Raw genomic sequence first — 10,455 nt, 5'->3', positions numbered from 1 at the left:
AATGGCAAGACACAGCATTAAAATGATCGCCTTACTCACTGCGTTTGGTCTGGCATCTGCGGCAATGACCGTGCAGGCGGCAGAGCGGATTGCTTTTATTCCCAAACTGGTTGGCGTGGGCTTTTTTACCAGCGGCGGCAATGGCGCGCAGGAAGCGGGAAAAGCGCTGGGCATTGACGTAACTTACGATGGCCCTACAGAGCCCAGCGTCTCAGGCCAGGTTCAACTGGTGAATAACTTTGTCAATCAGGGGTATGACGCCATTATCGTTTCTGCCGTTTCGCCTGATGGCCTGTGCCCGGCGTTGAAGCGGGCAATGCAAAGAGGCGTGAAAATATTAACCTGGGATTCCGATACCAAGCCGGAGTGCCGTTCTTACTATATCAATCAAGGGACGCCAAAACAGCTCGGCAGCATGCTGGTAGAGATGGCCGCTCATCAGGTGGACAAAGAGAAAGCGAAAGTCGCTTTCTTCTATTCCAGCCCAACGGTGACCGACCAGAACCAGTGGGTGAAAGAAGCTAAAGCCAAAATTAGTCAGGAACATCCGGGGTGGGAGATAGTCACTACCCAGTTTGGCTATAACGATGCCACGAAATCGCTCCAGACGGCGGAAGGTATCATCAAAGCGTATCCCGATCTGGATGCCATCATCGCGCCTGACGCTAACGCTTTACCTGCTGCGGCACAGGCGGCGGAGAACCTTAAACGCAATAATCTCGCGATTGTTGGTTTTAGTACGCCGAATGTAATGCGCCCTTATGTTCAGCGCGGCACTGTTAAAGAGTTTGGCCTGTGGGATGTCGTCCAACAGGGAAAAATTTCCGTATATGTCGCCAACGCGTTGCTGAAAAATATGCCAATGAATGTCGGTGATTCACTGGATATTCCCGGCATCGGCAAAGTCACCGTTTCACCTAATAGTGAGCAGGGATATCACTATGAGGCAAAAGGTAACGGCATTGTGTTATTGCCGGAGCGTGTCATTTTCAACAAAGACAATATCGACAAATATGATTTCTGATAACTGTTATGTATCGACGGAGTAAAGAATGGCTGATTTAGATGATATTAAAGATGGCAAAGATTTTCACACCGATAAACCACAAACTAACACTTTGTTCGCATTAAAAGGCTGTGGCGCGCTGGATTGGGGAATGCAGTCCAGACTGGCGAGGATTTTTAACCCCAAAACCAGAAAAACGGTCATGCTGGCCTTTGACCATGGATATTTCCAGGGGCCGACAACCGGACTTGAGCGTATTGATATCAATATTGCGCCGCTCTTTGAATATGCTGATGTCTTAATGTGTACTCGCGGCATATTACGCAGTGTGGTACCTCCGGCAATCAATAAACCAGTCGTTTTACGCGCGTCCGGGGCGAATTCTATTCTCACTGAATTAAGCAATGAGGCGGTTGCGGTGGCGATGGATGACGCTGTGCGGTTGAATAGCTGTGCTGCTGCCGCACAGGTTTATATTGGTAGTGAGCATGAACATCAGTCGATTAAAAATATTATTCAACTGATTGATGCCGGGTTACGCGTCGGGATGCCAATAATGGCAGTGACCGGGGTGGGTAAAGATATGGCTCGCGACCAGCGTTATTTTTCACTGGCAACGCGTATCGCTGCGGAAATGGGGGCGCAAATTATCAAAACGTATTATGTCGATAAAGGTTTTGAGCGTATTGCGGCAGGTTGTCCGGTGCCGATTGTCATCGCCGGCGGTAAAAAACTGCCTGAACGTGAAGCATTGGAAATGTGCTATCAGGCGATTGACCAGGGGGCTTCTGGCGTAGATATGGGGCGTAATATATTCCAGTCAGAAGATCCGGTAGCCATGATTAAAGCGGTACATGCTGTCGTTCATCATAACGAAACAGCAGAGCGTGCTTATGAGCTGTTTTTGAGTGAGAAAAGTTAAATGAGATCGCTTCCCCATCTTTTACCGATGCGAGGAGATGGGGATGACTGTTATTTTATTTGGAATAATCAGGGGGGTAATGATGCACGTTACGCTGGTTGAAATTAACGTTCATGATGACAAGGTTGAACAATTTATCGATGTTTTTCGGCAGAATCATCTGGGCTCAATTAAAGAGCCGGGTAACTTGCGTTTTGATGTTCTGCAGGATCCGCAGGTGCCTACGCGATTTTATATTTATGAAGCCTACGTTGATGAACAGGCCGTCGCTTTTCACAAGACAACGCCACACTACAAAACTTGCGTGGAGCAGCTTGAACCGTTGATGACCGGCCCGCGGACAAAAAAAGTTTTTATGGGTTTGATGCCTTAAGGAGTGCTCATGAACAGCCAGTTTGCCGGATTAACGCGCGAAGCATGTGTGGCATTGTTAGCGTCATATCCGCTTAGTGTGGGTATTCTGGCAGGGCAGTGGATTGCGTTGCATCGCTATCTGCAACAGTTGGAAGCGTTAAACCAGCCGCTGTTGCATTTGGATTTGATGGATGGTCAATTTTGCCCGCAGTTTACCGTTGGGCCATGGGCAGTTGGGCAACTGCCGCAAACTTTTATCAAAGATGTTCATTTGATGGTAGCGGACCAATGGACGGCGGCGCAAGCCTGCGTGAAGGCGGGCGCACACTGCATCACGCTTCAGGCAGAAGGCGATATTCATCTGCATCATACGCTAAGCTGGCTTGGTCAGCAGACCGTGCCCGTTATTGGCGGTGAAATGCCGGTGATCCGGGGGATTAGTTTATGCCCGGCAACGCCTCTGGATGTCATTATCCCCATTCTGAGCGACGTTGAGGTTATTCAACTACTGGCAGTGAACCCTGGATACGGCAGTAAAATGCGCTCCAGTGATTTGCATGAGCGCGTGGCACAGCTTTTCTGTCTACTTGGTGATAAACGCGAAGGTAAAATTATCGTTATTGATGGGTCGTTGACGCAGGATCAGTTGCCTTCGCTGATTGCACAGGGCATCGATCGTGTTGTTTCTGGTAGTGCGTTATTTCGTGATGATCGGCTGGTTGAGAATACGCGGAGCTGGAGGGCGATGTTTAAGGTTGCCGGGGATACTACTTTCTTACCCTCCACAGCATAAATGCCGGATGGCGGCTTTACCTTATCAGGCCTACATAAGCACTCGGCTGGTAGGCCTGATAAGCGCAGCGCCATCAGACATTGATTGGCAATTAAGCCTGTTTAGCAGCTTCTGCTGCTTTCACGATCACGGCGAAGGCGTCAGCTTTCAGAGAAGCGCCGCCTACCAGCGCGCCGTCGATGTCCGGCTGCGCGAACAGTTCGGCTGCGTTGGACGCATTAACAGAACCGCCGTACTGGATAATGACCTGTTCAGCGATTTTCGCGTCAGCTTTAGCAATGTGGTCACGGATGAATTTGTGCACTGCCTGCGCCTGCGCAGGCGTTGCAGATTTACCGGTACCGATCGCCCATACGGGTTCGTAAGCGATAACCGCGCCTTCAAAGGCTGCCGCGCCCTGCGTTTTCAGTACCGCGTCGATCTGGCGTGCGCATACTTCTTCTGTTTTGCCCGCTTCGTTTTCCGCTTCGGTTTCACCGATGCACAGTACCGGCGTCAGACCTTGTTCTTTCAGTACGGCGAATTTTTTGGCGATCAGCTCGTCAGATTCTTTGTGATAAGTACGACGCTCGGAGTGGCCGATAATAATGTACTGCGCGCCGATATCCTTCAGCATTTCAGCCGAAGTTTCACCGGTGAATGCGCCAGACAGATTCAGATCAACGTTCTGCGCGCCCAGCATGATGTGGCTGCCGGCAGCAGCGCGTTTCGCCAGATCGATATACATTTCCGGCGGAGCGATTGCCACGTCGCAGCCTGCTACGCCCGTCAGTTCTTTACGCAGGTTAGCCACCAGTTCGTTTACCATGTGGCGGCTGCCGTTCAGTTTCCAGTTACCCATCACTAAAGGATGTCGCATTTCATTTCTCCACGCTTAGTCAGCGAATTAAGGAAGATGGCCGCTCGTCAGAGCAGCATGGTCTGTGAAACAGTATAGAGATTCATCCCCGGAAAGGCTTTGCTTTTTGTCATCAATTCGCCCCTTCCAGATTTTCAGATAACGTCAGCTTAATCGGTTCAACCGCGAAGGTCAGCCCCTTTTCGCCGTTATCTGCGACAACATAACGTACCGCGCCTTCGGTCTCGGCGTAATAGTGTTTACCTTTACCGGCGATAAGCATCTTTTGCAGTTTTTTCTGGCTTTGCTCTTTTGTCAGCAACGGGGCGACAGTGCGAATAACGGCGGCCATATATTCCAGCGCTTTCGCTTTCGCCGCTTTCTGTTCCGGCCCCTGAATGGGCAGCCAGGTAATCTGCATACTTTTCACTTTGAGCGTACCGCGCTCCAGCGCCGTGGAGGCATACAGATTTTCGTTAATCTTACTGGCGGCGCGGGTCAGATTCGCCTTATCGCGGCTATTCTCAATGGCGCGAAATTCATTGAGCGGCAGATCGGGATTCTGGCGGTTAAAGTTCTCACGAAACTGGCTAATAGAAAGATCAAAGGTTGGCGAGCCCGCCAGCAGATAGGGCGCTGTCGTGGTCGATGAAGAGAGCTGCGCGTGCGCCGTTATGCTGGCGGTGAGAGCAGAAAACAACAGTAAAAACAGAGTACATCCTGGCTTCATCAATCTTACCTTTCGTTAGGACTGCTCACGATTAAAACGATAACTGTCGGGCTTGTCAAAAGGGTAAACTGTAGCGGAAGGCAAAATATAAGGAACTTACATGACCATACAGCAATGGTTATTCTCATTTAAAGGGCGTATCGGACGCCGTGATTTCTGGATTTGGATCGGCCTCTGGTTTGCCGGGATGCTGGCGCTATTTTCGCTGGCGGGGAAAAATCTGCTTGATATCCAAACGGCGGCATTTTGCCTGGTGTGCCTGCTGTGGCCGACCGCCGCCGTCATGGTCAAACGTCTGCATGACCGGGGACGCTCCGGCGCGTGGGCGTTGCTGATGATTCTGGCGTGGATGCTGCTGGCCGGAAACTGGGTGATGCTGCCGGGGATGTGGCAGTGGGTCGTCGGGCGATTTATTCCGACGCTGATCCTGGTGATGATGCTTATCGATCTGGGCGCGTTTGTCGGTGTTCAGGGGGAAAATAAGTTTGGGAAAGCGACACAGGGCGTGAAGTTTAAAGCAGAACCGTAAACGGGCGGTAAACCGTAATTTGCCCGGTGGCGCTGACGCTTACCGGGCCTACAGATTGGTGATGATTTGCAGGCCGGATAAGCCCCAGCCGCCATTCGGTAAAACATCACCAGTAATGTTCAGCCGTCATATGCCCCGGTCGGCGGCGCAGATGTTTAGTCATCTGTCGGGTCTCTTTCAGCAGTTGCTGCGTATCGCGCACCATCTGCGGGTTCCCGCACAGCATAACGTGGCTGGTCTCTTTATCCATCGGCAATCCAACGGCTTTTTCCAGCTCGCCGTTTTCAATGAGCGCTGGCACGCGTCCGGTGAGCGAGCCTGGCACGCTCTCCCGGCTGACCACCGTTTGGATGCGCAGCTTGCCTTCATAACGCTGTTGCAGTTCCAGCATTAGCGGCAGATAGCTTAAATCGGCGGCGAAGCGTGCGGCGTGGACTAAGACCAGATTTTTAAAGCGTGCGACATCCTGGCCATATTGTAGAATAGACAAATACGGGCCAATAGCGGTTCCGGTCGCCAGCATCCATAGCGTCTCGCAGTCAGGCACTTCATCCAGTACAAAGAAACCCGACGCGTCGCTGACCACTTGCACCTCATCGCCAGGTTTTAGCGCCGCCAGCCGCGGGCTGAGCTTTCCTTGCGGCACCGTCACCAGATAAAACTCTAAATTCGGATTGTCAGGCGCATTGACATAGGAATACGCGCGCTGAACGCGCTCGCCATCGATCTCCAGTCCGAGTTTGGTAAATTGGCCTGCAGTAAAAGGATTAATGGGGGCGTGAACGGTCAGGCTGAACAGTGCGTCAGTCCAGTTTTGCACCTTAGTGACTTTACCTGTTACCCAATCGGCCATGGTTTTCTCCTGTTCTGAATCGCTAACCTTATCTTCGTTCGTCAGGAGAAAGATTTCCAGCCCCGCGAGGCTGGAAGGCTCTAACTAACAAATGCGCTAGAGGATATGCGCCTGCACATCCGGATCTTTACGATCAAGATAGTGGATCGACTGAATACGGCGGATGGTGCGTGATTTGCCGCGGATCAGCAGCGTTTCCGTCGTGGCGATATGGCCTTTTCGGCTAATTCCTTCCAGCAGATCGCCTTTCGTGATACCGGTCGCGGAGAAAATAACGTTATCGCTACGCGCCATGTCGCCCAGGCATAACGCCTTGCCCGCTTCAATGCCCATTGCTTTGCAGCGCGCCAGTTCCTGTTCGCCAATGCGGCGGTTTTCTTCGCTGTCGCCTTTCACATCATGGCGCGCCAGCAGACGACCCTGCATATCGCCGTCCAGCGCGCGGATCACCGCTGCGGATACCACGCCTTCTGGCGCGCCGCCAATCCCGTACAGCACGTCGACTTCGCTATCCGGCATACAGGTCAGAATGGAGGCTGCGACGTCGCCGTCAGGAATGGCAAACACGCGTACGCCCAGTTTGGCCATCTCTGCGATGACCTCGTCATGACGCGGTTTTGCCAGAATGGTCACGGTCAGATCGCCAAGCGGTTTACCCAGCGCATCCGCGATGTTGTGCAAATTATCCGCCAGCGGCAGATTGAGATCGATCGCCCCTTTGGCGCCCGGACCGACAATCAGTTTTTCCATATACATATCGGGCGCATTCAGGAAACAGCCTTTATCGCCGACCGCCAGCACCGCCAGCGCGTTCGCCTGACCCATCGCCGTCATGCGCGTGCCCTCAATCGGATCGACGGCGATATCTACCGCATCGCCGTGGCCGGTACCGACTTTTTCGCCGATATAGAGCATCGGGGCTTCGTCGATTTCGCCTTCGCCAATCACGATGGTGCCGTCAATGTTGACCTGGTTGAGCATGATACGCATGGCGTTGACCGCCGCGCCGTCCGCGGTATTTTTATCGCCGCGTCCCAGCCATTTGTAGCCAGCCAGCGCCGCCGCTTCGGTCACACGGGAAAATTCGATGGCAAGTTCTCGTCTCATAACAAACTCGTAGCAAAAAGGAGTGGCGCGCAGTGTAGCACAGGGGAAGGAGGGAATAATTGATGTGTGTGCGGAGTTGCCTCCGCACAAAGATTTTGCCGGATGGCGACCTTACTTGTCGTGCTCTTCCCACGCCATTGCGCGTTTAACCGCTTTCTTCCAGCCGCTGTAACGGTAGTTACGCTCGGTGGTTTCAATGCCGGGGCGGAATTCTCGCTCAATGACGGCTTTTTCCTGCAGCTCGTCCAGGTTCTGCCAGTAACCGACGGCCAGGCCAGCCAGATAGGCGGCGCCCAGCGCGGTCACTTCGCGCACTTCCGGGCGTTCCACCCGCGTGCCGAGAATATCTGACTGGAACTGCATCAGGAAGTTGTTGGCCACTGCGCCGCCGTCCACACGCAGAGCGTGCAGGCGGATACCGGAGTCGGCCTGCATTGCTTCCAGTACGTCGCGGGTCTGGTAAGCGATGGATTCGAGCGTCGCGCGGATAATGTGATTAGAGTTCACGCCGCGGGTCAGGCCAAAAATGGCGCCGCGGGCATACGGGTCCCAGTACGGCGCGCCCAGACCGGTGAAGGCCGGAACCACGTAGACACCGTTGGTATCTTTCACTTTCGTGGCGAAATATTCGGAGTCGAACGCGTCGCTGATGAGCTTCATTTCATCACGCAGCCATTGAATGGACGCTCCCGCCATAAACACCGCGCCTTCCAGCGCATAGTTGACTTCGCCGCTTGGGCCGCAGGCGATGGTGGTCAGCAGGCCGTTTTCCGATTTTACCGCTTTCTCGCCGGTGTTCATCAGCATAAAGCAGCCGGTGCCGTAGGTATTCTTTGCCATTCCTTCCTTTACGCACAGTTGACCGAATAACGCGGCCTGCTGATCCCCGGCAATCCCGGCGATAGGAATACGTGTACCGCCTTTACCGCCAATATTGGTCTGGCCGTAGACTTCGGAGGACTTACGTACCTGGGGCAGCATCGCGCGTGGGATATCCAGCACGTCCAGCATCTTATCGTCCCAGTCCAAATCATGGATGTTGAACAGCATGGTTCGTGAGGCGTTGGTGTAATCCGTAACGTGGACGCGGCCCTGCGTCATCTTCCAGATAAGCCAGGTATCCACCGTACCGAACAGCAGCTCGCCACGCTTCGCGCGTTCGCGCGAACCTTCCACATGGTCAAGGATCCATTTCACTTTAGTGCCAGAGAAGTACGGGTCGACGACCAGACCGGTATTGTCGCGGATGTAATCTTCCAGGCCGTCGCGTTTAAGCTGTTCGCAAATATCGGCGGTACGACGGCACTGCCAGACAATAGCGTTGTATATCGGTTTGCCGGTTTCACGTTCCCAGACGATCGCGGTTTCACGTTGGTTGGTGATACCGATAGCGGCAATCTGATCGGAACTGATATCGGCCTTAGCCAGCACTTCTACCAGCGTTGAGCTTTGGGACGCCCAAATTTCCATCGGGTCGTGTTCTACCCAGCCTGGCTTAGGATAAATTTGCTCAAATTCACGCTGTGATACGCTGACGATATTCGCGTCATGATCCATAACGACCGCGCGGGAGCTGGTGGTACCCTGGTCGAGCGCAACGATATATTTTTTTTCAGTCATAATTTTGTCCCGTAATCAGATTACAGCGAAGCATTTTGTTGTGTGGTCGCGGTGGAGTCCTTCTCTTCCACGACGCAGGTATCGCACGGCAAATGACGGCCAATAAATTTGCGATAAGCAAACGCGCCCAGAATGGCGCCGACGATGGGGCCAAACAGTGGCACCAGGAAGTAAGGAATGTCTCTACCGCCGGTAAACGCAATTTCACCCCAGCCGGCAAGCCCGGCGAACATTTTGGGGCCAAAGTCACGCGCCGGATTCATCGCAAACCCGGTCAACGGCCCCATAGAGGCACCGATAACGGCGATCAGTAAACCAATGAGCAGTGGCGCAAGCGGACCGCGAGGTACGCCGTTTCCGTCGTCGGTCAGCGCCAGAATCAGCCCCATCAGAATAGCGGTAATCACCATTTCAACCGCGAAGGCCTGCACAAAATTGATATGAGGATTCGGGTAAGTTGAGAAAATGCCTGCGAGATCGAGACTTTCAACGCTGCCACGGACGATATGGTGGGTTTGTTCGAAGTCCACAAAAAGATTGTAATAAAGCCCGTAAACTAACGCCGCTGCGCAAAAGGCGCCGGCAACTTGAGAAATAATAAAAGGAACAACTTTACGTTTGTCGAAACAGGCAAATAGCCAGAGTGCGATGGTCACTGCCGGGTTCAGGTGTGCGCCAGAAACACCTGCCGTCAGGTAGATAGCCATCGCTACCCCCAGACCCCAGATGACGCTGATTTCCCACTGTCCAAAAGTAGCTCCGGCAACTTTAAGCGCAGCGACACAACCCACACCGAAAAAAATCAACAACCCGGTACCGAGGAATTCAGCAATGCACTGGCCTTTTAAGGTTGATGTTTGACTCATAATCGGATCCTGAAGAGTATGTAATGATTATTGGTATGCGAGGAGGTCATGGACATCCACGATGCCCTGTAGGCACACTGTTAATTTATCGTTAACGAGCAAAAACGAGAAATATCGAAATCAAAATGTGTGTACTGCGTCAATAAAATGAGCGTTATCGCGCCATGAAGCGCATTTTGAGACAGCAGAAGAGAGTGAATTGAATCATTTCATTAACCAATATGTTAACACTTTTAAGTTATTGAATGAATGTTACCAGGAGATGGATGAAAATTGCTGCAAACCGCGATCTACGCGGTATGTCGCTGGACAGCGAGAGCGGGGCTTCATACAATCGACACTATATATTGTGCGCGTTTACGTGAAGCGTCGCCTTGCAATTCAGGAGAGGTAAGATCATGTCTTTAGAAGTGTTTGAGAAACTGGAAGCAAAAGTACAGCAGGCGATTGACACCATCACCCTGTTACAGATGGAAATTGAAGAGCTGAAAGAAAAGAACAACAGCCTGACGCAGGAAGTGCAGTCTGCACAGCATCAGCGTGAAGAACTCGAGCGTGAAAATAATTCTCTGAAGGAACAGCAGAGCGGCTGGCAGGAACGTTTGCAGGCGCTGCTTGGTCGTATGGAAGAAGTCTAATCCTCGTCATATTTCACGTTATGGCGGCGTTGGCTGCGTGCGTTCACCCCAGTCACATAGTGGCCTATGCTCCTGGGGATTCACTTACTTGCCGCCTTGCCCTGACGCGAAATCTATAGAGGATTTAGAATGCGGATACCGGTGGGCCGGATAAGGCGTAAGCTGCCATCCGGCAATCAGCGACAACGCATAAAAAAGG

At 52.5% G+C, this 10,455-nt stretch carries 12 protein-coding genes; 6 read left to right on the top strand and 6 right to left on the bottom strand.

Annotation, left to right across the window (positions count from 1 at the left end; all coding sequences use genetic code 11):
• Position 1 precedes the first annotated feature (1 nt).
• From lsrB to J4617_RS21035, 4 genes are all read left to right on the top strand, one after another.
• Positions 2 to 1,024: an autoinducer 2 ABC transporter substrate-binding protein LsrB gene (gene lsrB / locus J4617_RS21050; RefSeq protein WP_000090737.1), complete on the top strand. Its 1,023-nt coding sequence runs from the start codon at positions 2 to 4 to the stop codon at positions 1,022 to 1,024.
• A 28-nt stretch (positions 1,025 to 1,052) separates the two neighbouring features.
• The gene (lsrF, locus tag J4617_RS21045; RefSeq protein ID WP_000774147.1) at positions 1,053 to 1,928 is read left to right on the top strand and encodes a 3-hydroxy-5-phosphonooxypentane-2,4-dione thiolase; all 876 of its coding nucleotides are present in this window, start codon (positions 1,053 to 1,055) and stop codon (positions 1,926 to 1,928) included.
• A gap of 82 nt (positions 1,929 to 2,010) precedes the next feature.
• Positions 2,011 to 2,301: a (4S)-4-hydroxy-5-phosphonooxypentane-2,3-dione isomerase gene (lsrG, locus tag J4617_RS21040; protein WP_001543603.1), complete on the top strand. Its 291-nt coding sequence runs from the start codon at positions 2,011 to 2,013 to the stop codon at positions 2,299 to 2,301.
• A 9-nt stretch (positions 2,302 to 2,310) separates the two neighbouring features.
• Positions 2,311 to 3,075 carry an epimerase gene (locus J4617_RS21035; protein ID WP_001088046.1) on the top strand — a complete coding sequence of 255 codons (765 nt, stop codon included), beginning with the start codon at positions 2,311 to 2,313 and terminating at the stop codon, positions 3,073 to 3,075.
• Between the two features lie 91 nt (positions 3,076 to 3,166).
• On the opposite strand, the gene tpiA is transcribed toward J4617_RS21035, so the two are convergent.
• Positions 3,167 to 3,934: a triose-phosphate isomerase gene (gene tpiA / locus J4617_RS21030; protein WP_001216339.1), complete on the bottom strand. Its 768-nt coding sequence runs from the start codon at positions 3,932 to 3,934 to the stop codon at positions 3,167 to 3,169.
• 112 nt (positions 3,935 to 4,046) lie between these two features.
• Positions 4,047 to 4,643 carry a YiiQ family protein gene (locus tag J4617_RS21025; protein ID WP_000802245.1) on the bottom strand — a complete coding sequence of 199 codons (597 nt, stop codon included), beginning with the start codon at positions 4,641 to 4,643 and terminating at the stop codon, positions 4,047 to 4,049.
• Positions 4,644 to 4,743: 100 nt separating this feature from the next.
• Here J4617_RS21025 and J4617_RS21020 point away from each other — a divergent pair, with 100 nt between their 5' ends.
• A complete protein-coding gene (locus J4617_RS21020; protein WP_000155239.1) occupies positions 4,744 to 5,172 on the top strand; it encodes a DUF805 domain-containing protein in 429 nt (142 codons plus the stop codon).
• Positions 5,173 to 5,278: 106 nt separating this feature from the next.
• Here the strand turns inward: J4617_RS21020 and fpr are convergent, their stop codons facing one another.
• The 4 genes from fpr to J4617_RS21000 form a co-directional block, all read right to left on the bottom strand.
• Positions 5,279 to 6,025 (bottom strand): ferredoxin--NADP(+) reductase, encoded by a 747-nt coding sequence (fpr, locus tag J4617_RS21015; RefSeq protein WP_000796303.1) that lies wholly within the window; start codon positions 6,023 to 6,025, stop codon positions 5,279 to 5,281.
• Between the two features lie 96 nt (positions 6,026 to 6,121).
• Positions 6,122 to 7,132 carry a class II fructose-bisphosphatase gene (gene glpX, locus J4617_RS21010; RefSeq protein WP_001250617.1) on the bottom strand — a complete coding sequence of 337 codons (1,011 nt, stop codon included), beginning with the start codon at positions 7,130 to 7,132 and terminating at the stop codon, positions 6,122 to 6,124.
• A gap of 111 nt (positions 7,133 to 7,243) precedes the next feature.
• Positions 7,244 to 8,752, bottom strand: coding sequence for a glycerol kinase GlpK (glpK, locus tag J4617_RS21005; protein ID WP_000136809.1), 1,509 nt, complete (start codon positions 8,750 to 8,752; stop codon positions 7,244 to 7,246).
• A 20-nt stretch (positions 8,753 to 8,772) separates the two neighbouring features.
• Complete coding sequence (locus J4617_RS21000) at positions 8,773 to 9,618, bottom strand: MIP/aquaporin family protein (RefSeq protein ID WP_000084285.1); 846 nt, start codon at positions 9,616 to 9,618, stop codon at positions 8,773 to 8,775.
• Positions 9,619 to 10,016: 398 nt separating this feature from the next.
• On the opposite strand from J4617_RS21000, the gene zapB reads away from it, so the two are divergent.
• Positions 10,017 to 10,256, top strand: a complete 240-nt coding sequence (gene zapB, locus J4617_RS20995) for a septal ring assembly protein ZapB (RefSeq protein ID WP_000051370.1) — start codon at positions 10,017 to 10,019, stop codon at positions 10,254 to 10,256.
• Positions 10,257 to 10,455 lie beyond the last annotated feature (199 nt).

The sequence above is a fragment of the Salmonella sp. 32010601201800023SM genome (assembly GCF_017572235.1).
In the GTDB taxonomy this organism is placed as follows: domain Bacteria; phylum Pseudomonadota; class Gammaproteobacteria; order Enterobacterales; family Enterobacteriaceae; genus Salmonella; species Salmonella enterica.
This window is presented reverse-complemented; position numbering and strand designations above follow the sequence as displayed.